The sequence below is a fragment of the Sphingomonas naasensis genome, from assembly GCF_004792695.1.
GTDB lineage: Bacteria > Pseudomonadota > Alphaproteobacteria > Sphingomonadales > Sphingomonadaceae > Sphingomonas > Sphingomonas naasensis.
In genome coordinates this window covers 392,508-417,406 of the sequence record NZ_SRXU01000002.1, presented here as the reverse complement: position 1 = coordinate 417,406, position 24,899 = coordinate 392,508, and the positions used below count along the sequence as shown (strand labels likewise).

The following is a 24,899-nucleotide window of genomic DNA, read 5'->3' as shown; positions in this document are numbered from 1 at the left end:
TTATTCGCAGGCCCCTTCGAACTTGACGTCGACGTCCGCGGAGAGGCCGGCGATCATCTCGCGCGGGCTCTTGCCGTCGATCGCGATGCGCACCGGCACGCGCTGGGTGACCTTCACCCAATTGCCGTTGGCGTTCTGCGCCGGGAGCACCGAGAATTCGGAGCCGGTGCCGGCGCCGATCGATTCGACATGGCCCTTGAGCTTGAGGTGCGGATAGGCGTCGAAGCTGACCAGCGCGCACTGGCCGACATGCATGTGATCGAGATCGGTTTCCTTGAAATTGGCGTCAATCCACGCGGGCTTGTTCGACACGATCGTCACCGCGGGCAGGCCGGTGATCATCTGTGCGCCGACCTGCAGGCTCTTGGTCTGGCTGATGATGCCGTCGATCGGGGCGCGCACGTCGGTGCGGGCGAGATCGAGCTGGGCCTTGGCGAGCTGGACGCGCGCAGCGGCGATCGCCGGATTCTCGCCGGGCACCGCGGCGCCGGTGGCGAGCTTGGCGCGCGCCTCTGCGGCATCGGAACGGGCGTTCTGGAGCTGGGCCTGGGCCTGCTCCAGCGCGTGCTGCGACGCGTCGTAATTGGCGCGGGTGGTGAAGCCGCGCTTCATCAGCGCAGCCTGGCGGCCGAAGGTTTCCTGCGCCTGCGCGACCGCCGAGCGGGCGGCCTCGATATCGGCGCCGGTGCCCTGATAGCTCACCTTGTCGGTGTTGAGCTGGACCTGCGCGGCGGCGATCGCCGCCTGCGCCTGCTGAACCGCGATGCGATAGGGCTCGGGATCGATGCGGAAGAGCAGATCGCCGGCATGGACGAGCTGATTCTCCCTGACCCCGACCGCGACGATGCGGCCGGCGACGTCGGTCGAGACCGACACCTTGTCCTGCTGGACATAGGCGTTGTCGGTCGAGACGCTCTTGCCCGAGGTCATGTAGAAATAGCCGACCACCGCGATGAGGAGCAGCGGCACGCCGAACATCAGCAGCGCACGCAGCCAGCTGCGCCGCGGTTTGGCCTCCACCACTTCGGGCGCCTCCGCGACGGCGGGTTGTTCGATCGTGATCGCCTCTTCGGGCTGCTTCTGAATCTTGGGATCTGCGTCAGCCATTGGCGGCCTCTTTGCTTTCCGGAGCGTTGGTCAGGTTGGAACGGATCGCCTGCAGTGCCGCGATCAGCGCATCGCGCTCAGCGGGGCTCAACCCGTGAAGCGCGTCTTCGATCATTTCGCCGGCGAGAATGTGGAGATCGGCGAGCACGGGCGCGGCGGACTCGGTAAGGTGAATGCGCCATGCACGACGGTCGGCGGGATCGCGGCGGCGCTCGACCAGCCCGGCCTCTTCCATACGGTCGATCATCCGGCAGCAGGTGATCGGCTCGACCTCGAGCAACTCGGCGATCTGTCCCTGGTTTAAGCCAGGCTGGCGTTCGAGGATCTTTAGCACCCGCCATTGGGCCACGCTGGCGCCGCTCGCGCGGGCGCGCTCGTCGAACCGACGGCGCAGCAGGCGCGAGACATCGCTGAGCAGGAAGCCTAGGGTTTCAGCCATAGCCGGGCACATAATAAGCATACTCATAGATTGCAATAAAGGACGCGATTGATTTTTGTGCAATGCAACAACCGCAGATGCAGGAGATGCAACCGATGGCCGGGGAAATGACGGGCGGATGCCAGTGCGGACGGATTCGCTACCGCGCGAGCGTCCATGACGACGAAGCCTATCTCTGCCATTGCCGGATGTGCCAGCGCGCCACAGGCGGGGTCTCGATCGCGTTCAAGAATCTTCACAAGGAGGATGTGGTGTGGGAGACCGAGCCCGATCGCTACGCTTCCTCGCCGATCGCGCAGCGCGGCTTCTGCGCGGCGTGCGGCACGCCACTCACCTACGAGGCGCACGGCCACGATCGGATGGACATGACGGTCGGCAGCTTCGACGATCCCTGGGGCTTTCGGCCCACCGAGCATTCGGGCTGCGAGAGCTGGCACCGCGACTGGCTTGACACCAGCCACTTGCCCGCCTCACGGACCGACCAGAACCCGAGCCTCGTGCAACGCTGGATGAAGTCCGTTGGCAAACTTCCCGATTGAGACGCATCGTTTCCGGAGCTTCGATGGCGTCGAGCTCGCATGGACCGAGATGGGCCCGAAGGATGCCAGCGCGCGCCCCGTGGTGCTGATCCACGGCTATTTCTCGACGGCGGAGGTCAACTGGATCAAATATGGCCATGCCGCCAAGCTCGCCGCGCGCGGCTTCCGGGTGATCATGCCCGATCTGCGCGGACACGGGCTCAGCGATCGTCCGCATGATCCCGCGGCCTATCCCCCCGACGTGCTGATGCGCGACGGTTTCGCGCTGATCGTGCATCTCGGCCTCACCGACTATGATCTGGGCGGCTATTCGCTCGGCGGCCGGACCACGCTGCGCATGCTGGTGAACGGCGCCACGCCGCGGCGCGCGGTGCTGTGCGGCATGGGGTTGCAGGGGCTCGTCGATACCCAGGGGCGGGGGAATTATTTCCGGCGCGTGCTCACCAATCTCGGCAGCTTCGAGCGCGGTAGCCAGGAATGGCTGACCGAAGCATTCCTCAAGACGGTCAAGGGCGACCCCGAGGCGCTGCTGCTCATTCTGCAGACCTTCGTCGACACGAGCGAGGCGGAGATCGCCGCGATCGAGCTGCCGACGCTCGTCGTCACCGGCGCCGAGGATTTCGACAATGGCTCGGCGCAGGAAGTCGCCAATCTGCTGCCCGACGGCCGCTTTGTCGAGATCCCCGGCAACCATATGAGCGCGGTGATGAAGCCCGAGCTGGGCGACGCGATCGCGGCGTTTCTGGCGGACTGACGCTCGCCTTTGGGCGATACGGGTGCTTGACCGCGCTGGGGGAGCGCGCGACTGTCGCTCATCCAAAGATCCTCAGGGGCTCTTCACACCATGATCCGTACCGGCATTTCGATGCTCGCGCTCGCCGCATTCCTGGCGGCGCCGGCATTCTCGCAGACCACGTTTCCGGCCGCACCGGCCGCGCAAGCGACCCCCACCGCCGCCGAGGCGCAGGCATTTCTCGATCGCGCCCAGAAGGAAGTGACCGAGTTCAATCTGATCGCGCAGCGCGTGGCGTGGGTGAACGCGACCTTCATCACCGACGATACCGACGCGCTCGCCGCCGAATATGGCGCGCGCGGCACCGAGATGTCGGTGCGCTACGCCGCCGAGGCGGCGCGCTATCAAAAGGCGCCGGGGCTGAGCGACGAGCAGAAGCGGCAGCTCACCATGCTGCGCAGCGCGATCACGCTGCCCGCGCCGGCGACGCCCGGCGCCGCGCAGACGCTGTCGGATATCTCGACGCGGCTCGGCTCGCTCTATGCCAAGGGCAAGGGCACGCTGAACGGCAAGCCGATCAACGGCAGCGACATCGAGGCGGCGATGGGCACCAGCCGCAATCCGGCCGAGCTCAAGGAGATGTGGCTGAGCTGGCACGATCAGGTCGGCGCGCCGATGCGCGGCGACTATGTGAAGATGACCGCGATCGCCAATCAGGGCGCCCGCGATCTCGGCTTTGCCGACACCGGGGCCTTGTGGCGCTCGAGCTACGACATGCCGCCCGAGGAGTTCGCGAGGCTCACCGACAGATTGTGGGACGAAGTGAAGCCGCTGTACGTCGCGCTCCACACCTATGTCCGCCGCAAGCTCAACGAGAAATATGGCGATGCGGTGCAGGCGAAGACCGGGCCGATCCGCGCGGACCTGCTCGGCAACATGTGGGCGCAGGAATGGGGCAACATCTATGATGTCGTCGCACCTCCCGGCGCCGGCGATCTCGGCTTCGAGATCGGCGACCTGCTGACCGCCAAGAGCTATGACTGGAAGAAGATGGTCCAGACCGGCGAGGGCTTCTATTCCTCGCTCGGCTTCGCGCCGCTTCCCGAGACCTTCTGGCAGCGCTCGCTGTTCCTCAAGCCCGCCGATCGCGAGGTGCTGTGCCACGCCTCGGCATGGAACATCGACGAGAAGGACGATCTGCGCATCAAGATGTGCATCAAGGTGAATTCGGACGATTTCGTCACGATCCACCACGAGCTCGGCCACAATTATTATCAGCGCGCCTACAAGGATCTGCCGCAGCTCTATCGCAACGGCGCGAACGACGGCTTCCACGAGGCGATCGGCGATTTCGTCGCGCTGTCGATCACTCCCGACTATCTCGTCCAGATCGGGCTGCTCGATCGGGCCAAGGTGCCGAGCGCCGACAAGGACACCGGGCTGCTGCTGCGTCAGGCGATGGACAAGGTCGCGTTCCTGCCCTTCGGTCTGCTGGTCGACAAATATCGCTGGAGCGTCTTCTCGGGAGCCATTCCCGCCAGCGGCTATCAGGCGGGTTGGGACAAGCTGCGGCTGCAATATCAGGGCATCGTGCCGCCCGCGCAGCGCGACGAGACGCGCTTCGATCCGGCCGCCAAATACCATGTCGCGGGCAGCGTGCCCTACACGCGCTACTTCCTCGCGCGGCTGCTCCAGTTCCAGTTCTACAAGGCGGCATGCGATCAGTCGGGATGGAAGGGGCCGCTCCACCGCTGCTCCTTCTACGGCAACAAGCAAGTCGGCGCGCGGCTGAACAAGATGCTCGAAATGGGGGCGTCCAGGCCCTGGCCCGATGCGCTCGAGGCCTTCACCGGCACCCGCGAGATCTCGGGCAAGCCGATGATGGAATATTTCGCGCCGCTCAAGAAGTGGCTCGATCAGCAGAACAAGGGCCAGCCGCAGGGGTGGTGAAGCTGCTGCTCGCCTTCGCGCTCGCCGCGGCGCCGGCCTCGGACGCGATCACCGCCTTTGCCGGCGGGCGGGTGAAATCGCCCGACGGCAAATGGACGGTCTGGGCCGCGGCGATCGATACCGACGCCGAGAGCCAGCCGGGGATCGCGCGGCTCAACGGACCCGGCGTGCGCAACCGCGAGCTGATGCGCTTCGCGCGCGGCATCGACGTGGTATGGCCGCAAGAGCCGGGCAGCGTGCTGCTGGTGCAGCGCACCAGCCGCTTCGCCTCGGTCTATGCCTTCACACTGGGGCCGATCGAGGCGGGCGGCGATCGCATCCAGAGCGATCTCGATCGCAATCTGGCGCGGCGCATGCCGAGGCTCGGCAGTATCGAGAACCGGCGCATCGGCTTCGGCCGGCTGGGCGAGGCGACTTGCGTGCTGGTCGAGGAATCGGGGCTGCCGCCGGGCGCCGCTACCGGCAGCCCGATCGCGCGTCGCGGGGCGTTTCGCATCGATGTCGGCGATCGCCGCGCGGTGCCTGTGGCCGAATGCCCCGGCGCGAGGATCGACTAGCGGACACGGCCTCGGCTAGGCTCGGGGCAACAAAGGGGGAGATTCGAAGATGAAGAAAACTGCTTTCGCGCTGGCGCTGCTCGCGGCGCCGATCGCCGCGCAGGCCCAGACGACCGCGACCGGGCCGGTGTCGGTCGAGATCGTATCGACCGGGCAGGTGCAGGTTCCGGCGCAGCGCTACCGCCTTTCGGTGACGCTCACCGCCAAGGGCAAGGACGATGCCGCGGCCGGCGCGGCGCTGGCGGCCAATCATGCCAGGCTCGTCCAGGCGCTCGCCGCGGCCAATGTGCGCGAGGCCCAGCCCGATACCAGCACGACCAATTCGCTGATGAGCCTGTTCATGAGCTTCGCGCCCGGCAAGTCGAAGCCGAGCTTCAGCCTCGATACCGTCGAAGAAGACAGCAACGACACGCCGCAGTCGACCGCCACCGAGAAGCTGGTCTTCGACGCGCCGACCCGCGCGGCGGTCGACGGCGCTCGTGCGCCGATCGAGGCCAATGGCGGCAAGCTCGAGGACGATGTGCTGCCGCTGCTCACCGACTATGTCGGCCCAACCCGTCAGGCCAAGGCCGCGGCGATCAAGAAGGCGCAGGGCGAGGCCGATGCCTATGCCGCGACGCTCGGGCTCAAGCGCAGCGCGATCACCAAGGTCAGCGAGAAGCAGGACCCCACCGCCGGCGCGCTCGCGTTGATCGGCGAGCTGGTCTCGATCGTCGTGCCGAAGAAGGAAGGCGGGGTCGATCAGGTGACCGTCAACGCCAGCCTCGTGGTGGAATTCCAGCTCAGCCGCTGACCGGACTCATTCCGGCAGCGCGTCGGGGATCGTGTTCTCGTCCGCGATCCCCGCGGCGAACTCGGCCGAGGAATCGGTGCCGTCGGGCTGGTGCGCGTGCGGGGCTTCGCCGGTTTCGGGCGCGGGCTGGTTCTCGGGGTCGGGCATGGCGGGTCTCCTCGCAGCCCCAACGCGCGACTCCGTCGATCGCCTCAGCGGAACGGCGGCTCGTTGAACGCGCGGAGCTTGCGGCTGTGCAGCTTGGCGCCTTCGCGGCGGAGCTCCTCGACGGTCTCGATGCCGATGCGGAGATGCTCGTTGATCGCACGCTCGTAGAAGCGATTGGCCTGGCCGGGGAGCTTGAGCTCGCCGTGGAGCGGCTTGTCCGAGACGCAGAGCAGCGTGCCGTAGGGCACGCGGAAGCGATAGCCCTGCGCGGCGAGCGTGGCGCTCTCCATGTCGACGCCGACCGCGCGGCTGAGCGAGAAGCGGAGCGCCGTGGTCGAGTAGCGCAGCTCCCAGTTGCGATCGTCGGTAGTGACGATCGTGCCGGTGCGCAGCCGCTGCTTGAGCTCGTCGCCCGACTGGCCCGAGACGGTCTCGGCGGCGCGGGCGAGCGCGAGCTGCACCTCGGCGATCGCGGGGATCGGGATTTCCGGCGGCAGCACGTCGTCCATGATATGGTCGTCGCGCAGATAGGCATGGGCGAGGACATAATCGCCGATCCGCTGGCTGGGGCGCAGCCCGCCGCAATGGCCGATCATCAGCCACGCCTCGGGACGGAGCACCGCGAGGTGATCGGTGATCGTCTTGGCGTTGGACGGCCCGACGCCGATATTGACGAGCGTGATCCCGGTCCGGCCGGGCGCCATCAGATGATAGGCCGGCATCTGATGGCGGCGCCACGCGCTGTCCGAGATCAGCCGGTCCATGTCCTCGGCGCTCTCGACGACGATCCCGCCGGCGCCCGAGACGCCGGTGAAGCGGCTCGGCTCGCCTTGCTCATTCGGCCCGAGCTGCGCGCAGGCCCAGCGGACGAACTCGTCGACATAGCGGTGATAGTTGGTGAACAGGATATACTGCTGGACATGCTCGGTCGGCGTGCCGGTGTAGTGGCGCAGCCGGGCCAGCGAGAAATCGGTGCGCAGCCCGTCGAACAGCGCGAGCGGGCGGATGCCGTTGGGGGACATCCACAGCCCGTCGGCGATCTCGTCGCCGATAAAGGCGAGCTCGGTCGCGGGGAAATGCCGGGCAAGCTCGGTCGCCGAAACTTCGTCGAGGCTCAGCGCATGGCCGGGATCGAGGACATAGGCGAAGGGAATCTCCTGCCGCCCGGTGGTCGCGTCGACCTCGACGTCGTAATCCTCGATCAGCAAGGTTAGCTGCTCGATCAGATAATCGGAGAAGGTCGCCGGCTTGGTGACCGAGATGCGATACTCGCCGGGATCGACCAGCCGGCCGAACGAACGGGGCGGGGCGGGGCGATCATGCCCGCCGCGATAGGTGAGCCGGATCTCGGGATAGGCGAAGGAGCCGTCGGTGCGGCTCGACGGTGCCGGCGGCGTGCCGTCGGTGAGATAGCGGTTGAGGGCGGCCTGAAGCCGGTCGACCGAGGCGCGATAGAGGCGGTCCAGCTCGGCGACGATGTCGGATGCTTGAGTCATCTTGGACCGCTAATGCGCCAAGATGACTCTGGCAAGACCATCGGCTCCCGGCCGGAGCGCGGGAGCCGGAGGCTTTACTTCTTCGACGACGACTCCTTGCCGCCGCCGCTGTTGCCGCCACCGAGCTGGGTAGCAGCATAGACCGCGCCGCCGACCGCTGCCGCGGCACCGGCGGCGACCGCGGCCGCGGCTACCGGATGGTCCTTCACGGCCTGCACCGTCGCGGCGGCGGCGTCGCCGATCGCTTCCTGCGCGCTGGCGATGAAGGACTTTTCCGCACCCGGCGTCTCGCTGGCGCTGCTGGCGTTGCCGGAACCGTTGGTCGTGTCGCTGTTGCTGTTGGCCATGATATTCCCTTTCGGTAAAATCCTGGACTCAACTCCCGCAGCCGCGGCACAGTTCCGTTACGGCCCCGATGCTTACAGCCGCGCGAGCAGATAATCGGCCGAGCTGACCTCGAACTGGCCCGGCGCCTCGACATGGAGCTGCTCGACGACGCCGTCGTTGACGATCATCGAATAGCGTTTGCCGCGCGTGCCGAGGCCGAAGCCGCTGCCGTCCATCTCGAGCCCGACCGCCTTGGCGAAGGTGCCGTTGCCGTCGGCGAGCATCGTCACCTTACCGTCGACCCCCGAGGCCTTGCCCCAGGCGCCCATCACGAACGCGTCGTTGACCGCGGTGCAGGCGATCTCGTCGACGCCCTTCGCCTCGAGATCCGCGGCCTTCTCGACGAAGCCCGGCAGATGCTTGGCCGAGCAGGTCGGCGTGAACGCGCCCGGCACCGAGAAGAGCGCGATCTTGCGGCCGGCGAAATACTCGTCCGAACCGATCTGCTCGGGACCCTCTTCGGTCACCTTGACGAGGGGAGTCGAGGGAATGCGATCGCCAACCTGGATGGTCATGGAAGTCTCCTTTTGAGGCCAGCGCACCAATTGGCGCGGTCGATGACATTTTCAAGCGTGACGGACCCGAAACCGAAGCGATAAGTTGTCGATCCATGGAATCGACCCCCTATCTCACCGGCCAGTTCCTGCTCGCGATGCCGGGCATCGGCGATCCGCGCTTCGAGCATGCGGTGATCGCGATGTGCGCGCATGACGAGGAAGGCGCTCTCGGCATCGGGATCGGCGAGACGATCGACGGGCTGGGGCTGCACGAGCTGCTCCGCCAGTTCGAGATCGATCCCGGCGACGCGCCCGACGCGCCGGTCCATTTCGGCGGCCCGGTCGAGCCGCGGCGCGGCTTCGTGCTCCACTCGACCGACTGGGGCGGGCAGGACACGATCGACGTCGGCGGGCGCTGGGCGCTGTCGGGCACGATCGACGTGCTGCGCGCGATCGCCGAGGGCACCGGGCCGAGCCGCTGGCTGGTCGCGCTCGGCTATGCCGGCTGGGCCGAGGGGCAGCTCGACGAGGAGATGACCCGGCACGGCTGGTTCAGCACCAGCGGCGACACCGGTCTGCTCTACGAGGTCGATGCCGGGCGGCGCTGGTCGAAGGGTTTCGAGGCGGCGGGGATCGACCCGCGGCTGCTGGCGAACAGCACCGGGACGGCCTGAGGGCGCTAGTCAGCGCCAGTTGATCGTCGGCAGCGTAACCCACGCGAACAGCGCTCTGCCGTTCACGAAATAGGGAGCGAGCGGGTCGAGATTTTCGGGACGCAATACGCGCAGCGTATTGCGTCCCACCGAGAAGTCGCGGGCGTCGGGGTCGGTCACTTCGGTGTAGAGGATACGCCCGTTGGGAGCGACCAGCGCCCGGGACGGCACGCGCCCGACGATGCTGTCGCGATCTACCGCCTGCATTTCGGCCCGCAGCCGCGCGCCCCCGAGATCGTCGATCGAGAGCTTGCGGTCGATGCTCGGCACCTCGCCGCCGTTGAACGCCCGTGCCGCATCGAGCATCGCGCGCAAATCGTCATTGTCGGGAGCGGCGAGCCATGCGCGCACGCGCACGGCTTCCTCATAGTGCCGCCCGCCGAACGCGCCCTGCGCCTCGAGGTCCGACAGCCGGCGGGATGCGCGCGCATTGTGCTGCTCGGCCGAACCGCGAAGCAGTTTGCGGGCGCGATCCTTGTCGGTGGGGAGCAGCAGCTCTGCGAGCAGCAATTGCGCCTCGCTACGGCCCGCATTCGCGGCGCTCTCGAGCATGGCGCGATTGGCCGGACGAGCGAGAACTGCCATCAGCGTGTCGGTCGGTTTGTCACCCCAATCCTCGCTGGTGAGCAGGACATTGCCGAGGACCCGGTCGACGAGGAAATAGTGGCGGGCGCGCCGGGCATCCGGGGTCACATCCGCGCCGTGACGATAGGCCTGACCCAGCCAGTAGAAGATGTTGTTCGGGCCGCGCCGATTTGCCGGACCGTCGGCCGCGAGGAACATCATCAGCTCGACGCCGAGCGCGGGATCGCGCGGGCATGTGATGAAGCTCGTCGGATCGAGCGCGCGCTGGGGATCGGGGATGGCCGGCTTCAGCAGCGCCTCGGCAACGGTATAGATGTCGGTGGCGCGCTCGTCGCTGAGCTGGAGGACGGTTTCGCCGGGTTTTGGCAGCGACCGGACGATCTCCGGCGCATGTCGCTGTCGCGTCTCATATTCGCTGCCAGTGCAGGTGGCGGTCGCCCTGGCGGCACGTTCGGCCTGCGCGGCGGTCCATGGCGTGTCCGCGGCGGCCAAGGCAGGGGCCGCGGGGATCAGCATCGCCGCAAGTAAAGCAAATCGCATCGCGCCCTCTTCGAAATTGGCGACGGGCTAGCCGGACAAGACTAAGCTTTGGTTGCGTTTTTCGCATCGGCCCTGGTGAACTCGCGCAGCGCGTCCTTGCCGATCCAGCGCGCGGTCTTGTCGGGCGAGGCCGCCAGCCGGGCGGCGCAATCGCGCGCGGCGGCGCGGAGCGTGGGGCTCTGCCTGCCGCCGATCGCGCGGAGTGCCCAGTTGACGCCCTTCTTGACGAAGTTGCGCGCGTCGCCCGACGCGGCCGCGATCAGCGGCAGGCGCGCGAGATAATCGGCGTCCGTGCCCTTGCGATGCACCGCACAGCTGGCGAGCAGCGCAAAGGCGGCGCGGCGGCCGAATTCGTCGTTGAGGCTCGACCAGCGATCGATCGCGGCAAAGGCGTGCGGGGTGCGATCCCACAGCTTGAAGCAGGCGGTGTCGGTGACCGCCCAATTGTCGAGATCCGCGCGCCAGCGATCCATCCGCTCGGGCGTCACTGTCGCGGGATCGTCGATCATGCATGCGGCCATCCGCGCCTCGTAGACGCCGGACTGCCAGAGCGCCTCGGCAAGCGCGGAGTCGCGGCCGAGCGGCTTGGCCACGGCCTGGATGTTCGCCATCCGCACCCCGAGCACGCGGTCCGCCGTGACGATGCCGAAGCGCGGCCCCATCGCGTCGCGCACCGCGGCCTCGGCATGCGCTTCGAGCGCGCGGAGGACGGGGGCGATGTCGGCGGTCATGCCCGCGCAGGATAAGGCGATATGCGCGGAGACGAAAATGCTTTGGCGCTCCCCTTCGATCGCCGCGCAGGCTGGTTGGCGCGAGCCGCCCGGCGAGACGCGAAATGGGCGCGAATTGCCGACCGGCTGAACCTTCCGCGGGACGCTCCCGGAAAACGCTTCGCCGATATCTCAGTTAGCGCTAACATCTTCCCGGCTATGCAATGCGGGGAGGCGAGAGGGGCATATGATCAGGCTTTTGCTGGCATGCGCGGCGGCGCTGTGGGCGAACCCGGCCGTGGCGCAGGCCGTCGGGATCTTCGCAAACCACGCCGATATCGGCGCGACCGCGACGCCGGGAAGCGTCCGCCATGACGCGGGTCGCTACCGCGTCACCGCGAGCGGCGCGAATATCTGGGGCGAGAAGGACGCCTTCCACTATGTCTGGACGCAGCGTTCTGGCGATCTCCACCTCGCTGCCGACATTGCGTGGGAAGGCAAGGGCAAGGACCCGCATCGCAAGGCGGGGCTGATGCTCCGGCAGAACCGCACGCCCGGTTCGCCCTATGCCGATGTGATGGTGCATGGCGACGGAATGGTCTCGCTGCAATATCGCGATGTGCAGGATGGCCCGACGCGGCAGATCGTCTCGGCGGTGTGGCATCCGAAGCGGGTGCGGCTCGAGCGCGAGGGCGACTTCGTCTATTTCTCGGTCGCGGGGCCGGACGGCAGGCTGGCGCATGCCGGCGGCAGCTATCGCATCGCGTTCCAGGCGCCGGTTTTGGTCGGGCTCGCGGTGTCGGCGCACGACGACAGCGTCACCGAGACCGCGACCTTCTCGAACGTCGAACTGGGGGTGCCGAGCCTCGCCTATGTGCCCGACACCGGCTATCCGGCCAGGGTCGAGAGCACGCTCGAGACGATCGAAGTCGACGGCGTGCAGAGCCGGCGGGTGGTACGCCATTTCGACGGCAAGATCGAGGCGCCCAACTGGACGCGCGACGGCAAGGCCCTGGTCTATAATGCCGATGGACGGATCTGGCGGATTCCGGTCGAAGGGGGCGAGCCGGTGGCGATCGCCACGGGCCGCCATGTCAAGAACAACAATGATCACGGCATCTCGCCCGACGGGCAGAGCCTGGTGATCTCCGACCAGTCCGAGCCCGACAATCTCTCGCGCATCCATGTGCTGCCGCTTGCCGGTTCGGACGCGCCGCGCGTGCTGGTGAGCGACCCGAAAGCGCGCTCCTACTGGCATGGCTGGAGCCCCGACGGGAAGACGCTCGCCTATGTGCGGGTGGGGACCGATGACGACAGCTACGACATCTGGACGAAGGACCTCGCGGGCGGGCCGGCGCGGCCGCTGATCGCCGGGCCGGGCGTCGACGACGGCCCCGAATATTCGCCCGACGGCAAATATCTCTACTTCAATTCGACGCGCAGCGGGGCGATGGCGATCTGGCGGGCGAAGGCCGATGGCAGCGAACCGGTACAGCTCACCCACGATCCCGAGCGGCGCGACTGGTTTCCGCATCTTTCGCCCGACGGCAAGTGGATCGTCTTCGTCTCGTTCGGGCTCGACGTCGCGCTGACCGACCATCCACCCAACCGGCAGGATGTGGCGCTCAAGATCATTCCCGCCGACGGCAGCGCGCCGCCCAGGGTGTTGACCCGGCTGTTCGGCGGGCAGGGGACGATCAACGTGCCGAGCTGGTCGCCGGACGGCAAGCAGGTCGCGTTCGTGAGCTATCGGCTGGTGCGCTGAGCCCCTCGCAAGGGCGCAGCGGATCGGATAAGGGCCGCGCATGCTCCTGCTTGCCCTGGCCGTCACGTCGCTTCAGATCGTCGAGCCGATCGACTTTCCCGCGCTCGATGCCGCGATCGAGAAATGCGAGCGCGACAAGATCCTGCCGGTGTTCGCAGTCGAAGCGCATCGGCGCAGCGCGGCGGTGACCGGCTTTTATCAGGAGCAGTCGGCGATCGCCGCGGAGCGCATCGCCACCGCCGACAAGCGCCGCGCGCTTCGCGAGGGCGGCACGGCGGAAGGCGCGGCGGCGACCGATCAGGAGCTGTCGCTGCGGCAGCTCGCGCTCGACGACCGCCAGCGCGCGCTCGACGAGCACCGCCGGCTCGAGACGCTGCGTCAGGACGCGGTGGACCTGAAGCGGCAATATTTCCTGACGCGCTGCGCGGGCGGGCGGAAGCCGGGTTAGCGCGCGAACGCATAGACGCGAGCGACGCGCTGCCCATCGCTTGCGACCATTCGATTTCTGGAGCCCGTGGCCTGGTTTGCGGCGCGACGACGCTTGCGCGCGGCGGGGTGCAGGCAGCGGTGGTGGGTTTGTCCGAAATCCGGGCTAGGCATTGCCGCGTCCGACCGACCGAACGGAGCGTCCCGATGCGTCGCCGCCTTGCTGTCGCGCTCGCTGCGCTCCTCGCCATGCCCGCGCCGGCGCAGGATTTCTCGTCGATCGGCAACCAATATATCGATTTCGGCGCGTCGATGGCCTCGGTCGGGCAGATGAACAACGTGCTTGGCGCGACGGTGCGCGGCCGCAGCGCGGATCGCCCGGCGAGTCCGCCGCCACGGGCGGCGGCACCCGTCAGCACGCGCTATCGCGGGGCGCCGGCGGTGTCGGCGAAGGTCCGCGCGCAGTTCGCCGACTTCATCGCGCGTGCCGACCCGGCCCATGCCGAACGGCTGCGCCAGACGATCGCCGCGCACGACCTGCTCGGCCTGTGGGAGAAGCATGTCGCGACCGACGGGCTGCGGCGCGGCGACGTGGCTGACGCGATGGCTGCCTATTGGGTGCAGAACTGGCAGATCGCCAACAAGGTCGCCTTCGCCAGCCGGGCGCAGGTTCAGGCGGTGCGCGGGCAGGTCGCCCGGTCGCTGGGCGCAAGCCCGGCCTTTGCGAAAATGGCCGACGCCGAGCGGCAGGCGATGGCCGAGACCTTCATGCTCAACTTCGTCGCGCAGGGATCGGCCTTTTCCGACGCCGCCGCGCGGGGTGATGCGGCCGCAACCGCGCGGCTCTCGGACGCCGCAGCGGCACGGTTTCGCAAGGATGTGAAGCTTGATCTGCGTAGCCTGAAGCTGACCGCAGCCGGGTTCGTCGGCTAGACATATAAAGATATCTTTATATCTGACTTGCGCGTTCCCGGCGGACGCTGTAGGGCGCCCGGATCGCGGCCGGCGATTCCGGCGCGCTGACCTTTTTACACTGCTGGAGATGCAGCCCGTGGCTACCGTGCTCGACAAGAACGACTACGTCATCAAGGACATCGAACTCGCCGCTTTCGGCCGCAAGGAAATCGAAATCGCCGAAACCGAGATGCCCGGCCTGATGAGCCTGCGCGAGGAATTCGGTCCGTCGCAGCCGCTCAAGGGCGCGCGCATCACTGGTTCGCTCCACATGACGATCCAGACCGCGGTGCTGATCGAGACGCTGACCGCGCTCGGCGCCGACGTCCGCTGGGCGACCTGCAACATCTTCTCGACGCAGGACCATGCCGCCGCCGCGATCGCCGCTGCGGGCATCCCGGTGTTCGCCGTCAAGGGCGAGAGCCTGGCCGATTATTGGGACTATGTCGGCGACATCTTCAACTGGGGCGCCGACGGTGACGGCACCACTGCCAACATCATCCTCGACGACGGCGGCGACGCGACGATGTTCGCGCTGTGGGGCGCCAAGCTCGAAGCCGGCGCGACGCTGGGCGAGCCGGAGAATGACGAGGAAGTCGAGTTCCAGCGCGCGCTCAAGGCGTTCGTGGCGAAGTATCCGGGCTATCTGACCGAGACCGTCAAGAACCTGAAGGGCGTCTCGGAAGAGACCACCACCGGCGTCCACCGCCTGTACGAGATCGCCAAGAAGGGCGAGCTTCCCTTCCCGGCGATCAACGTCAACGATAGCGTCACCAAGTCGAAGTTCGACAACCTCTATGGCTGCAAGGAATCGCTGGTCGACGCGATCCGCCGCGCCACCGACGTGATGCTCGCCGGCAAGGTCGCCTGCGTCGCCGGCTTCGGTGACGTCGGCAAGGGCTCGGCCCAGTCGCTCCGCAACGGCGGCGCGCGCGTGCTCGTCACCGAGATCGACCCGATCTGCGCACTGCAGGCGGCGATGGAAGGCTTCGAGGTCGTGACGATGGACGAGGCCGTGAAGCGCGCCGACATCTTCTGCACCGCGACCGGCAACGCCGACGTGATCACCGCCGATCACATGCGCGCGATGAAGCCGATGTCGATCGTCTGCAACATCGGCCACTTCGACAGCGAAATCCAGATCGCCGCGCTGTCGAACTATGAGTGGGACGAAGTGAAGCCGGGCACCGACCTGGTGAAGTTCCCCGACGGCAAGCAGATCATCATCCTCGCCAAGGGCCGCCTCGTGAACCTCGGCTGCGCCACCGGCCATCCGTCGTTCGTGATGTCGTCCTCGTTCACCAACCAGACGCTTGCGCAGATCGAGCTGTGGACCAAGGGCGAGAACTACAAGAACGAAGTCTATGTGCTTCCGAAGCACCTCGACGAGAAGGTCGCCGCGCTCCACCTCGAGAAGCTGGGCGTCAAGCTCTCGAAGCTCAGCCAGAAGCAGGCCGACTATATCGGCGTGCCGGTCGAAGGGCCGTTCAAGCCGGACCATTATCGCTACTGAGCCTGTACGCTCTCTGTACGCAACGGACCGCGTCTCCCCCGGGAGGCGCGGTCTTTTCGTTTCAGCCGCAACCTGTGTGTTGCAGCCATGTAACACCTGCGGGAAATCCGACACAGAAGCGGGGGAGATCAGGGATCGGACATAAGCCGGAAACGTATCAGGAGAACCGCGCCTCTGAGTATATTGCGAGGAAGTAATATGGCGTATTCTGTTTTCCGCTCACGCGGACTGCTCACCGTTTCCGCTGCGGCGCTGTCGCTGGCCTGCCTTTCGGCCCATGCCCAGACCGCGGCGCCGGGCCAGACCGACGACAATGTCCCCGAATCCACCGTCGCCAACGACGCCCAGAGCGATCAGGCCGAGGCGCCGGCCGATGAAGTGGTGGTCACGGGCTCGCGCATCCGCGTCACGCCGGGCTTCGACACGCCGAACCCGGTCGTCTCGCTCGGCTCGGAAGCGCTGCAGGCCTCGGGTACGACCAACCTGACCGACTTCCTGACCGGCTATCCGGCGCTGCAGGGTTCGTCGACCTCGGGCGACAATTCGGGCGACCGCGCGGGCATCGGCTATACCGGCCTCAACCTGCTCGATCTGCGCAACCTCGGCACCGAGCGCACGCTGGTGCTGGTCGACGGCCGCCGCCACGTCGCGGGCGTGCCGGGCAGCGCGGCGATCGACATCAACACGATCCCGAACGACCTTGTCGAGCGGATCGAAGTGCTCACCGGCGGCGCTTCGGCGATCTACGGCGCCGACGGCGTGACCGGCGTGGTCAACTTCATCCTCAAGAAGAACTTCGACGGCATCACCGCGCGCGCGCAGGCGGGCATTTCCGAATATGGCGATGCCGGGCAGCGGCTCTTCTCGATCACCGCGGGCAAGAATTTCGCGGGCGGCCGCGGCAACGTCGCCATCTCTTATGAATATGGCGCCGACGACCGTCTGCAGACGCGCGACCGCGCGCGGCTGCGCGGCACCGATGCGACGCGCTTCTATCTCAACCCGGATGATCCGGAGAACCAGGGCAACTACACCGGCGGGCCCGACAACGGCATTCCGGACCGGGTTCCGCTGAGCAACATCCGCTATTTCGACACCAACCGCGAAGGCGGCATCGACATCGATCAGGACGGCTTCCCGGACTATCTGGTGAATGCGAACGGCGCCGTGACCGCGTTCGATCCGGGCACCTTCGTTCCCGATTTCTACCAGCAGGGCGGCAACGCCACGCTCGTCTCCGATTACGGCAACGATCTGCTGCCCAAGGTCGAGCGCCACGTGGTCAACGCGCTCGCGCATTTCGACGTTTCGGATGCGGTGACGATCTTCGCCGAGGGCAAATACGCCAATATCCGCGCCTATTCGCTCGCCCAGCCGACCTTCGACTATTATCTGCTGATCCCCGAGGACAATCCCTACATCCCCGCGTCGCTGCGTCCGGCGATCGCGGCGGAAGGCCTTGGCGGCGTGCTCGTCAATCGTGACAATTTCGACTTCGGCCAGCGCGGCGAGGACATCCGCCGCGAGACGTGGCGCGGCGTGATCGGGCTGCGCGGCGAGCTGAGCGACCACCTCAACTATGAGGCGTCGTACACCTATGGCCGTACCAATGTGCGCAGCCGCTACGTCAACGACATCCTCGACGACCGCTTCTACGCGGCGATCGACGCGGTGCAGGGCCCCAATGGCCCGACCTGCCGTGTCAATCTCGACCCGACCTGGACGCCGAACCAGCCGTACAACTCGACGCGCGAGGAATATGCGCCGACGACGTTCCAGCCCGGCCAGTGCGTGCCGATCAACCTGTTCGGCGAGGACCAGAACAGCCAGGCGGCGCTCGACTGGATCCTGACCGACACCACCGATCGCTCGCGGATCGAGCAGCACGTCGCGTCGGCCTATCTGAGCGGCGATCTCGGCGGGCTGTTCACGCTCCCCGGCGGCGCGGTCGGCTTCTCGGTCGGCGCGGAATACCGCAAGGAGAAGAGCCGCTTCACCCCCGATCCGCTGGCGGCGCAGGGTCTGACCTTCACCAACGCGCTCTCGGCCGACAGCGGCGAGTACGACGTCAAGGAAGTGTTCGGCGAGCTGCGCGTGCCGCTGATCCAGAACGGCTTCGTCCACCGGCTCGAAGTGGGTGGCGCGGTGCGCTATTCGGACTATTCGACGATCGGCAGCACCACGTCGTGGAAGGTCGACGGCGCTTTCGCCCCGATCCGCGACATCACCTTCACCGGCACCTATTCCAAGGCGGTGCGCGCACCGAACATCGGCGAGCTCTTCTCGGGCAGCTCGCAGACCTTCGAGTTCATCACCGATCCGTGCAACACCAACCAGCTGCAGAACGGCACCCAATATCGCGCCGCCAACTGCCAGGCGTTGCTCACCTCGCTCGGTGTCGCCGATCCGGGGACGTACCGCGATCCGCGTTCGACCAACCTGCCGGGCTTCCAGGCCGGCAACCCCAATCTGCAGGAAGAGGAAGCCACGACGTGGACCGCGGGCGCGATCATCCAGCCGAGCTTCATCCCCGGCCTGTCGCTGCGCGCGGACTGGTATGACATCAAGCTGAAGAACGCGATCAATCAGGTGAGCGCCGAGCAGCTCGCGCAGCTCTGCGTCGACCAGCCGGATCTGAACAACAATTTCTGCACCGGCATCGTGCGCAACAATGGCGGCGCCAATCCGGGCCTGATCACCGGCTTCACGGTGATCCCGCAGAACGTCGCCGAGTTCCGCACCGCGGGCCTCGACGTGAACTTCAACTATCGCCTGCGGACCGCGTCGGCGGGCACGTTCAACCTGAGCATCGTCGGCAATTATCTCGCTCGGCTCGAGTTCGTCGGCACGCCGGGTGCCGATGTGACCAATCGCCGTCTCGAATCGCTCTACCGGGCGCCGAAATATACGGTGAACGCCGATCTGACCTGGCAGAATGGCGGCCTGACGCTGAACTACGGGATCCTGTATCTCAGCAAGACGCTGCGCTACACCAATCAGGAAGTCGACGGTAACCCGGACATCGTGGCGCCCGAATATATGTGGCTCAAGGAGCGCTGGCAGCACGACATCTACGCCAGCTACGACGTCAACGATCAGTTCCAGATCTATGGCGGCGTCCGCAACCTCTGGGGCCAGAAGCCCGATCTCGGCACGCAGACCTATCCGGTCAACTCGATCGGCCGGTTCGGCTTCGTCGGCGCGCGGGTGAAGCTGCCGAGCTTCTGAGGCGGACGACGAAGAAGGAGAGGGGCCTGGCGCTTGCCGGGCCCTTTTTCTTTGGCGGTCGGATAATCGCGCGCCTAGGCGCCGTTCCACCGCGATCGGGCGAACGGCATGATCCAGCAGGTAAAGGCCGCGATCGCGCCAATGCCTGCGCCCACGGTGAGCGCGAGCGCCAGCTGAACTTCCCCTGCGTCGGCGCTGAGGGCGAGAATCATCAGCCAGAACGCGCCGAGCACGAGAACTGCCGCGATGACGATCAGGCCGAGAGCCACCAGAGCGACCGCAATAGCCTTCGACAGGATCATTTCCGCTTCTCTCGTCCCATTCGCGCTCGCGGGCGGCTGGGCCCGACGCACGTAACGGTGAAGCGCGGCTGCGGCGGAGACGCAACCGCATTCGCCTCGCGGCGATCCGCGGTGGAACGCGCCGTGCCGCTCTCACGTTGTCGCGGCAACAGGGAGTCGGAGATGCGGTCAGCACTTTTTGCCAAGCTGGGGCTGGGCTTTGTGGGCATTTGCGCCTGCGGGACGATGGCCGGCATCGGCCTCGCCAATTACACCGAATCGGGCTCGTTCCAATTCTATCGGCAAGCGCGCATGGCCGCGTGGGAGCCGACGCTTCCGCCGCAATCGACGGCGCTGGAGTCGACCGATCTGGCGTTTGCGTCGGATCATCGTGCTACGCGCGCCGATGGGGCACCGGAAGCGGAGGTTGCTTCGTTATATCCTTGAGTTGTGAGGAATATCGAAGCCAGTCACGATGCCGGGCCGGCGCGTGAGCGGATCGGCGAGATCCTGCGTTCGGCCTTGGGCGCGCCCGACGAAGCGGCGCTGGAAGACGAGACGCGCCGGCTGATGCTGCGCCTCTCGCTCGAACCGCTGGAGAATGAAGGCGCGGGCGCACCGCAAGCGGCGCTGCCGCCGAGGCGGCGGCCGCTGTTGCGGCGGCTGCTCGGCCGGGCCGGCACCCCGGCGGAGGCTTGACGGCGCGTAAGCCGCTTTGCGATCGACGGCGCTTTGCCTAAGGGTTGCGCCATGAGGGTGCAGCGAAGCCGCGGAGAAGCGGCTTGATCGAGATTCCGCAATCTGCCGCGACTGGCGCCGGCGCCATTCTCGCGCTGCTGGTGCTCGGCGCCACTTGGATGCTGCTCTCCGGATTGAAGATCCGCGCCGCGGCGCGCGAGACCGAGGACCGCAACGCCCGGCTGAATGCATTGATCGCAGGCTCGCCCGCACAGGCGATGCTGGTGCGCGCCGACGGCCGGGTCGAGGTCCCGCAGCGGCTCGCCGACTGGCTGGGGCTCGATTTGCTGCCGCGCGAGCTCGCCGACCTTGCCGGGATCGAGAGCGGACTGGTTGCCGCCGACGCGGCCGCGCTCGAGGCACAGGTGATCGCGGCGCAAAAGGCGGGGCAACCCTTCACCCTCGCGGTTCGCGCGCAGGGATCCGAGCGCGCGCTGATCGTCGTCGGCGAGCGTGCGCCGGGGACGATGCGCGCCGCGGGCGGGGTGGTGCTGTGGTTCCTCGACGCGACCGAGAGCCAGAGCGAGATCCAGCGGCTCCAGCACGAGGCCAGCCAGCTGCGCGCGGCGTTCGATGCGCTCACTGCGCTGATCGAGGCGGCGCCGATGCCGATGTGGTATCGCGGGCCCGATCTCAGGCTGCTGATGGTCAATTCGGCCTATGTCCGCGCGGTGGAGGGTAGCGACAGCGAGGACGTGGTCGCGCGCGGGCTCGAGCTGGTCGAGGGCGCGGGGCTCGGCGGGCCGCTGGCCAATGCCGCGATCGCACGCGACACCGGCGAGCCACAGACCGCGGCGATGCCCGCGACGGTGGGCGGGGCGCGGCGGATGCTGCGGCTCCACGACGTGCCGCTGCCGACCGGCGGCGTCGCCGGCTTCGCGATCGACATCGAGGAGTTCGAGCAGCTGCGTGGTGGGCTCAAGCGTTTCGGCGAGGCGCAGCGGGCGATGCTCGACCGGCTTTCGGCGGGCGTCGCGCAGTTCGCGCCCGATCGCAGCCTGGCCTTTTGCAATCAGCCGTTCCAGCGGATGTTCGCGATGCGCAACGAATGGCTGGCCGACCGGCCCGAGTTCGACCGCGTGCTCGACCGGATGCGCGAGGCCAATCGGCTTCCCGAGGTGCGCGACTATCCGGCCTGGAAGGCCGAGCGACGCGAATGGTTCACCTCGCCCGACGCCGTCGAGGAGACGTGGACGGTGGCCGGGGCGCATCTCCGCGTCGTCGCCCAGCCGCTCCCCGAGGGCGGGCTGCTGCTGATCTTCGAGGATCGCACCCAGCAATTCGAGCTGCAGCGCGAGCATGGCGAGATGCAGCAGGTGCGCACCGCGACGCTCGAGAGCCTCGCCGAGGCGGTGGCAGTGTTCGGCAAGGGCCGGCTGCAGCTGTGGAACCGCAAGTTCCGCCAGGTCTGGGGTTTCGAGGACAGCTTCCTCGACGGGCATCCGCAGATCGGCCAGCTGGTCAAGGCGGCGGGGCCGAAGCTCACCAATTCGGGCCGCGCCGAGGTGTTGGGCGATCTGATCCGGCTGGCGGCGAAGGACCGCCAGACGCGCGGCAGCACGGTGGCCTTCGCCGATGGGCGGCACTTCGACCTCACCGCGGTGCCGCTCCCCGACGGCAATGCGCTGGTGACGATGCTCGACACCACCGATCATCACCGCGCCGAGAGCGCGCTGCGCGATCGTAACGAGGCGCTGGTCGCGGCGGACCGGGTGAAGACCGCGTTCGTCGCCAATATGAGCTACGAGCTGCGCACCCCGCTGACCTCGATCAAGGGCTTCACCGAGATGCTGCACGGCGGCTTCGCGGGCAAGCTGACCAAAAGCGCGGTCGAATATACCGAGGCGATCCTCGTCTCGGTCGACCGGCTGAGCGCGCTGGTCGACGACGTGCTCGACCTGACCCAGAGCGAAGGGGCGCCGCTCGAGAAGATGCCGGTCGATCTCGAGCTCGCCGCTAATGCCGCGGCGGAGGCGATCGCGCACCTCGCCAAGGCCAAGAGGATCGAACTGGTCGTCGAGGACGCCGGGACCGCGGGGACGGTGACCGGCGATCTGCGGCGATTGCGCCAGGTGATTGAGCATTTGCTGCGCCACGCGGTGGCCTGCACGCCCGAGGAGGGGCGGGTACTGCTCCATCTCGACGGCAACAGGAAGGTCGCGCGGGTGATCGTCTCGGACAATGGGCCGGGGATGAGCAAGGAATCGGTCGCCAAGGCATTCGACAGCTTCGCCCAGCACGGCATCTCGCGCAGCGGCGAGCGCGCGCTGGGGCTCGGCATGCCGCTGGCGAAGCAGTTCGTCGAGGCGCATGGCGGGCGGATCGAGCTGATTTCCGAGCCGGGTGAGGGGACGCTGGTGACCGTGGAGCTGCCGCGGTGAGGGGCTGCGTTGAGGCGATCCTCCTCCGGAGGGGGAGGGGGACCGCGCAGCGGTGGAGGGGTAGCCTCCACAAGCGAGCGCATTGCCTGTGGCTACTACCCCTCCACCAGCTTCGCTGGTCCCCCTCCCCCTCCGGGGGAGGATTGTAGAGTGCGGCTCGCTTCCCCCGAAGACTCGCTCGCGCTCGGCGCGCGGCTGGCCGAGGTCGCGCGGCCGGGCGACGTGATCGCGCTCTCGGGTCCGCTCGGCGCGGGCAAGACGAGCATCGCGCGGGGGTTGCTCGCCGCTCTGGGGCTGGAGGAAGAGGCGCCGAGCCCCAGCTTCGCGATCGTTCAGCCCTATGCGCCGCCCGAGGTGCGCTTTCCGGTGCTCCATGTCGATCTGTACCGGATCGAGGATCCCGAGGAAGCGGGGGAGCTGGGGCTCGACGACGCCCGCCATGATTCGCTGCTGCTCGTCGAATGGCCCGAGCGGCTCAGCGATCACTGGTGGCACGATGCGCTGTGGCTCAGCCTGGAACTTACGCCGGACGGCGCGCGCGCCTTGACAGCGAAGGTGCCGGCGGCATGGAAGGATCGATGGCCCCAATCTCTCCCCTGACCGACATGAATCCGCCCGCCGCGGCGCCCGATTTCCTGATCGCCGCCGGATGGGAGGGGGCCGAGATCCGGCCGCTCGCCGGCGATGCCTCGTTCCGCCGCTATTTCCGCGTCGTCCATCACGACCGCAGCGCGATCCTGATGGACGCGCCGCCGCCGCACGAGGATCCGCGCCCGTTCATCAAGATCGCGCGCTGGCTGACCGGCAATGGCTTCGCGGCGCCGGCGATCCTTTCGGAGAATCTCGAGCACGGCCTCGTCCTGCTCGAGGATTTCGGCGATGCGCGGCTGCGCGAGACGGTCGATGCCGCGCCCGAGAGCGAGCTGCGCTTCTACGAGGAGGCGGTCGATTTGCTGATCCGGCTCGGCCAGCACGACGCGGCGGACATCCGGCCCTATGACCGCGCCGAATATCAGCGCGAGGCGGCGCTGCTTCCCGAATGGTACACCCCCGCGGTGGGGCTCAGCGTCGACATGCAAGGCTATGTCGATGCCTGGGATCAGGCGCTCGCGCCGGTGCTCGACGGTCATGCGCCGGTCACGGTGCTGCGCGATTACCATGCCGAGAACATCATGTTGATCGACGGTAGCGAGAGCCTGGGCCTGCTCGACTTCCAGGACGCGCTGGCGGGACATCCGGCGTACGACCTCGTCTCGCTGCTGCAGGACGCACGCCGCGACGTGGCGCCCGAGCTCGAGACCGCGATGCTCGACCGCTACAAGAGGATCACCGGAGCCGGGGACGATTTCGACATCGCCTATCATGTCCTCGGCGCGCAGCGTAACGCCAAGATCGTCGGCATCTTCACCCGGCTGTGGAAGCGCGACGGCAAGCCGCGCTATCCGGGGCTGTGTCCGCGCGTCTGGGGCTATCTGGAGCGCGACCTCAAGCATCCGGCGCTGAAGCCCGTCGCGGACTGGTTCGACGCCAATGTGCCCGCCGAGTTGCGCGGCGATCCGCTGGCGATCGTCGGCGAATGACCACCAGCGCGGTTTATTCGCTGCGGCCGCAGCCCACGGCATGCGTGCCCGAGACGGCGATGGTGATGGCGGCGGGGCTCGGCAAGCGGATGCGGCCGCTGACCGCGACGCGGCCCAAGCCTTTGGTCGAAGTCGCGGGCAAGACGCTGATCGACCACACCTTCGATCATCTCCGCGCGGCGGGCGTCAAGCGGGCGATCGTCAACGTCCATTATCTCGCCGACCAGATGGAAGCGCATCTCAAGGCGCGGGTGAAGGACATCGATCTCGTCATCTCCGACGAGCGCAAGCAGCTGATGGAGACCGGCGGCGGGATCGTCCAGGCGCGCGCGCTGATCGGCGACAGGCCGTTCCTGTGCGTCAACAGCGACAATCTGTGGGTTGATGGTCCGATCGACGCGATCCGCGCGCTCGCGGCGCAGTGGGACGACGAGCGGATGGACGCGCTGCTGCTGCTGGTGCCGCTGGCGCGGGCGCACAGCCATCGCGGGCAGGGCGACTTCCGGCTCGACGCGATGGGCCGGATCACCGAGCGGCGCAAGCCGGGCCGGCTCGCGCCCTTCGTGTATACCGGGGTGCAGATCCTCTCGCCGCGGGTGATCCGCGACTGGCCCGAGGGGCCGTTCTCGACCAACCTCTTCTGGAACCGCGCGATGGAAGCCGGGCGGCTGTGGGGCGTGGTCCACCAGGGGCTGTGGTTCGACGTCGGTACGCCGGCGGCGGTCGGCGCAGCGGAGGCGGTGCTGGCGGAGATGTGACCTTCTGTTCCCCTCCCGGCAAGGGAGGGGCCAAGGGTGGGTGCGCCGTGTAGACGACGCTCTTGCCTCTGACGACGGAGGC

Annotated in this window: 26 protein-coding genes; 17 read left to right on the top strand and 9 right to left on the bottom strand. The window is 67.4% G+C overall.

Annotation, left to right across the window (positions count from 1 at the left end; genetic code table 11):
* Together E5A74_RS06950 and E5A74_RS06945 are read right to left on the bottom strand one after the other, a co-directional pair.
* Positions 1-1,107 (bottom strand): HlyD family secretion protein, encoded by a 1,107-nt coding sequence (locus tag E5A74_RS06950; RefSeq protein ID WP_135983524.1) that lies wholly within the window; start codon positions 1,105-1,107, stop codon positions 1-3.
* Positions 1,100-1,546 (bottom strand): MarR family winged helix-turn-helix transcriptional regulator, encoded by a 447-nt coding sequence (locus tag E5A74_RS06945; protein WP_135983523.1) that lies wholly within the window; start codon positions 1,544-1,546, stop codon positions 1,100-1,102. The genes E5A74_RS06950 and E5A74_RS06945 overlap by 8 nt, the downstream gene beginning before the upstream one ends.
* Before the next feature lie 95 nt (positions 1,547-1,641).
* Here E5A74_RS06945 and E5A74_RS06940 point away from each other — a divergent pair, with 95 nt between their 5' ends.
* The 5 genes from E5A74_RS06940 to E5A74_RS06920 all read left to right on the top strand — a co-directional run bounded on the left by E5A74_RS06940 (position 1,642) and on the right by E5A74_RS06920 (position 6,118).
* A complete protein-coding gene (locus tag E5A74_RS06940; protein ID WP_135983752.1) occupies positions 1,642-2,085 on the top strand; it encodes a GFA family protein in 444 nt (147 codons plus the stop codon).
* Complete coding sequence (locus tag E5A74_RS06935; protein ID WP_135983522.1) at positions 2,066-2,839, top strand: alpha/beta fold hydrolase; 774 nt, start codon at positions 2,066-2,068, stop codon at positions 2,837-2,839. Before E5A74_RS06940 ends, E5A74_RS06935 begins: the two co-directional genes overlap by 20 nt.
* Before the next feature lie 90 nt (positions 2,840-2,929).
* A complete protein-coding gene (locus tag E5A74_RS06930; RefSeq protein ID WP_135983521.1) occupies positions 2,930-4,768 on the top strand; it encodes a M2 family metallopeptidase in 1,839 nt (612 codons plus the stop codon).
* Complete coding sequence (locus E5A74_RS06925) at positions 4,765-5,325, top strand: hypothetical protein (RefSeq protein WP_135983520.1); 561 nt, start codon at positions 4,765-4,767, stop codon at positions 5,323-5,325. The genes E5A74_RS06930 and E5A74_RS06925 overlap by 4 nt, the downstream gene beginning before the upstream one ends.
* Before the next feature lie 49 nt (positions 5,326-5,374).
* Positions 5,375-6,118, top strand: a complete 744-nt coding sequence (locus tag E5A74_RS06920; protein ID WP_135983519.1) for an SIMPL domain-containing protein — start codon at positions 5,375-5,377, stop codon at positions 6,116-6,118.
* 6 nt (positions 6,119-6,124) lie between these two features.
* Here E5A74_RS06920 and E5A74_RS20855 read toward each other — a convergent pair whose 3' ends face one another.
* From E5A74_RS20855 to E5A74_RS06905, 4 genes are all read right to left on the bottom strand, one after another.
* Positions 6,125-6,265, bottom strand: coding sequence for a hypothetical protein (locus E5A74_RS20855; RefSeq protein WP_166745679.1), 141 nt, complete (start codon positions 6,263-6,265; stop codon positions 6,125-6,127).
* Between the two features lie 44 nt (positions 6,266-6,309).
* Entirely contained in the window at positions 6,310-7,761 is a 1,452-nt protein-coding gene (locus E5A74_RS06915; RefSeq protein WP_135983518.1) for an AMP nucleosidase, read from the bottom strand.
* Between the two features lie 74 nt (positions 7,762-7,835).
* The gene (locus E5A74_RS06910; RefSeq protein WP_135983517.1) at positions 7,836-8,108 is read right to left on the bottom strand and encodes a hypothetical protein; all 273 of its coding nucleotides are present in this window, start codon (positions 8,106-8,108) and stop codon (positions 7,836-7,838) included.
* Between the two features lie 72 nt (positions 8,109-8,180).
* Positions 8,181-8,663 (bottom strand): peroxiredoxin, encoded by a 483-nt coding sequence (locus E5A74_RS06905; protein WP_135983516.1) that lies wholly within the window; start codon positions 8,661-8,663, stop codon positions 8,181-8,183.
* Positions 8,664-8,758: 95 nt separating this feature from the next.
* On the opposite strand from E5A74_RS06905, the gene E5A74_RS06900 reads away from it, so the two are divergent.
* Positions 8,759-9,319 (top strand): YqgE/AlgH family protein, encoded by a 561-nt coding sequence (locus E5A74_RS06900; RefSeq protein WP_135983515.1) that lies wholly within the window; start codon positions 8,759-8,761, stop codon positions 9,317-9,319.
* A gap of 9 nt (positions 9,320-9,328) precedes the next feature.
* On the opposite strand, the gene E5A74_RS06895 is transcribed toward E5A74_RS06900, so the two are convergent.
* Together E5A74_RS06895 and E5A74_RS06890 are read right to left on the bottom strand one after the other, a co-directional pair.
* Positions 9,329-10,459, bottom strand: coding sequence for an SEL1-like repeat protein (locus tag E5A74_RS06895; protein ID WP_135983514.1), 1,131 nt, complete (start codon positions 10,457-10,459; stop codon positions 9,329-9,331).
* Positions 10,460-10,524: 65 nt separating this feature from the next.
* Positions 10,525-11,214, bottom strand: coding sequence for a DNA alkylation repair protein (locus E5A74_RS06890; RefSeq protein WP_135983513.1), 690 nt, complete (start codon positions 11,212-11,214; stop codon positions 10,525-10,527).
* 226 nt (positions 11,215-11,440) lie between these two features.
* Between E5A74_RS06890 and E5A74_RS06885 the strand changes: the two genes are divergently transcribed.
* The 5 genes from E5A74_RS06885 to E5A74_RS06865 all read left to right on the top strand — a co-directional run bounded on the left by E5A74_RS06885 (position 11,441) and on the right by E5A74_RS06865 (position 19,079).
* On the top strand, positions 11,441-12,958 hold the full coding sequence (locus E5A74_RS06885; protein ID WP_135983512.1) for a TolB family protein: 1,518 nt from the start codon (positions 11,441-11,443) through the stop codon (positions 12,956-12,958).
* A 40-nt stretch (positions 12,959-12,998) separates the two neighbouring features.
* Positions 12,999-13,406 carry a hypothetical protein gene (locus tag E5A74_RS06880; protein WP_135983511.1) on the top strand — a complete coding sequence of 136 codons (408 nt, stop codon included), beginning with the start codon at positions 12,999-13,001 and terminating at the stop codon, positions 13,404-13,406.
* A gap of 185 nt (positions 13,407-13,591) precedes the next feature.
* Positions 13,592-14,317, top strand: coding sequence for a DUF6683 family protein (locus E5A74_RS06875; RefSeq protein WP_135983510.1), 726 nt, complete (start codon positions 13,592-13,594; stop codon positions 14,315-14,317).
* A gap of 109 nt (positions 14,318-14,426) precedes the next feature.
* Complete coding sequence (ahcY, locus tag E5A74_RS06870) at positions 14,427-15,851, top strand: adenosylhomocysteinase (RefSeq protein WP_208411771.1); 1,425 nt, start codon at positions 14,427-14,429, stop codon at positions 15,849-15,851.
* A gap of 198 nt (positions 15,852-16,049) precedes the next feature.
* Positions 16,050-19,079 (top strand): TonB-dependent receptor plug domain-containing protein, encoded by a 3,030-nt coding sequence (locus tag E5A74_RS06865; RefSeq protein ID WP_135983509.1) that lies wholly within the window; start codon positions 16,050-16,052, stop codon positions 19,077-19,079.
* Between the two features lie 74 nt (positions 19,080-19,153).
* On the opposite strand, the gene E5A74_RS06860 is transcribed toward E5A74_RS06865, so the two are convergent.
* Positions 19,154-19,381 carry a hypothetical protein gene (locus tag E5A74_RS06860; RefSeq protein WP_135983508.1) on the bottom strand — a complete coding sequence of 76 codons (228 nt, stop codon included), beginning with the start codon at positions 19,379-19,381 and terminating at the stop codon, positions 19,154-19,156.
* A gap of 162 nt (positions 19,382-19,543) precedes the next feature.
* Between E5A74_RS06860 and E5A74_RS06855 the strand changes: the two genes are divergently transcribed.
* From E5A74_RS06855 to E5A74_RS06830, 6 genes are all read left to right on the top strand, one after another.
* Positions 19,544-19,807, top strand: coding sequence for a hypothetical protein (locus E5A74_RS06855; RefSeq protein WP_135983507.1), 264 nt, complete (start codon positions 19,544-19,546; stop codon positions 19,805-19,807).
* A gap of 3 nt (positions 19,808-19,810) precedes the next feature.
* Complete coding sequence (locus E5A74_RS06850; RefSeq protein ID WP_135983506.1) at positions 19,811-20,059, top strand: hypothetical protein; 249 nt, start codon at positions 19,811-19,813, stop codon at positions 20,057-20,059.
* Positions 20,060-20,142: 83 nt separating this feature from the next.
* Positions 20,143-22,479, top strand: coding sequence for a PAS domain-containing sensor histidine kinase (locus E5A74_RS06845; RefSeq protein ID WP_240699706.1), 2,337 nt, complete (start codon positions 20,143-20,145; stop codon positions 22,477-22,479).
* 150 nt (positions 22,480-22,629) lie between these two features.
* A complete protein-coding gene (gene tsaE / locus E5A74_RS06840; RefSeq protein WP_135983505.1) occupies positions 22,630-23,079 on the top strand; it encodes a tRNA (adenosine(37)-N6)-threonylcarbamoyltransferase complex ATPase subunit type 1 TsaE in 450 nt (149 codons plus the stop codon).
* A gap of 5 nt (positions 23,080-23,084) precedes the next feature.
* Positions 23,085-24,059 (top strand): aminoglycoside phosphotransferase family protein, encoded by a 975-nt coding sequence (locus E5A74_RS06835; RefSeq protein ID WP_206365808.1) that lies wholly within the window; start codon positions 23,085-23,087, stop codon positions 24,057-24,059.
* Entirely contained in the window at positions 24,056-24,817 is a 762-nt protein-coding gene (locus tag E5A74_RS06830) for a nucleotidyltransferase family protein (RefSeq protein ID WP_135983503.1), read from the top strand. Before E5A74_RS06835 ends, E5A74_RS06830 begins: the two co-directional genes overlap by 4 nt.
* Positions 24,818-24,899: the final 82 nt, after the last annotated feature.

Bases quoted from the DNA above. Each gene is read 5' to 3' on its own strand.
- E5A74_RS06950 (WP_135983524.1), bottom strand. From the start codon at position 1,107: ATGGCTGACGCAGATCCCAAGATTCAGAAGCAGCCCGAAGAGGCGATC.
- E5A74_RS06945 (WP_135983523.1), bottom strand. From the start codon at position 1,546: ATGGCTGAAACCCTAGGCTTCCTGCTCAGCGATGTCTCGCGCCTGCTG.
- E5A74_RS06940 (WP_135983752.1), top strand. From the start codon at position 1,642: ATGGCCGGGGAAATGACGGGCGGATGCCAGTGCGGACGGATTCGCTAC.
- E5A74_RS06930 (WP_135983521.1), top strand. From the start codon at position 2,930: ATGATCCGTACCGGCATTTCGATGCTCGCGCTCGCCGCATTCCTGGCG.
- E5A74_RS06920 (WP_135983519.1), top strand. From the start codon at position 5,375: ATGAAGAAAACTGCTTTCGCGCTGGCGCTGCTCGCGGCGCCGATCGCC.
- E5A74_RS20855 (WP_166745679.1), bottom strand. From the start codon at position 6,265: ATGCCCGACCCCGAGAACCAGCCCGCGCCCGAAACCGGCGAAGCCCCG.
- E5A74_RS06915 (WP_135983518.1), bottom strand. From the start codon at position 7,761: ATGACTCAAGCATCCGACATCGTCGCCGAGCTGGACCGCCTCTATCGC.
- E5A74_RS06910 (WP_135983517.1), bottom strand. From the start codon at position 8,108: ATGGCCAACAGCAACAGCGACACGACCAACGGTTCCGGCAACGCCAGC.
- E5A74_RS06905 (WP_135983516.1), bottom strand. From the start codon at position 8,663: ATGACCATCCAGGTTGGCGATCGCATTCCCTCGACTCCCCTCGTCAAG.
- E5A74_RS06900 (WP_135983515.1), top strand. From the start codon at position 8,759: ATGGAATCGACCCCCTATCTCACCGGCCAGTTCCTGCTCGCGATGCCG.
- E5A74_RS06895 (WP_135983514.1), bottom strand. From the start codon at position 10,459: ATGCTGATCCCCGCGGCCCCTGCCTTGGCCGCCGCGGACACGCCATGG.
- E5A74_RS06890 (WP_135983513.1), bottom strand. From the start codon at position 11,214: ATGACCGCCGACATCGCCCCCGTCCTCCGCGCGCTCGAAGCGCATGCC.
- E5A74_RS06885 (WP_135983512.1), top strand. From the start codon at position 11,441: ATGATCAGGCTTTTGCTGGCATGCGCGGCGGCGCTGTGGGCGAACCCG.
- E5A74_RS06880 (WP_135983511.1), top strand. From the start codon at position 12,999: ATGCTCCTGCTTGCCCTGGCCGTCACGTCGCTTCAGATCGTCGAGCCG.
- E5A74_RS06875 (WP_135983510.1), top strand. From the start codon at position 13,592: ATGCGTCGCCGCCTTGCTGTCGCGCTCGCTGCGCTCCTCGCCATGCCC.
- ahcY (WP_208411771.1), top strand. From the start codon at position 14,427: ATGCAGCCCGTGGCTACCGTGCTCGACAAGAACGACTACGTCATCAAG.
- E5A74_RS06865 (WP_135983509.1), top strand. From the start codon at position 16,050: ATGGCGTATTCTGTTTTCCGCTCACGCGGACTGCTCACCGTTTCCGCT.
- E5A74_RS06860 (WP_135983508.1), bottom strand. From the start codon at position 19,381: ATGATCCTGTCGAAGGCTATTGCGGTCGCTCTGGTGGCTCTCGGCCTG.
- E5A74_RS06855 (WP_135983507.1), top strand. From the start codon at position 19,544: ATGCGGTCAGCACTTTTTGCCAAGCTGGGGCTGGGCTTTGTGGGCATT.
- E5A74_RS06835 (WP_206365808.1), top strand. From the start codon at position 23,085: ATGAATCCGCCCGCCGCGGCGCCCGATTTCCTGATCGCCGCCGGATGG.
- E5A74_RS06830 (WP_135983503.1), top strand. From the start codon at position 24,056: ATGACCACCAGCGCGGTTTATTCGCTGCGGCCGCAGCCCACGGCATGC.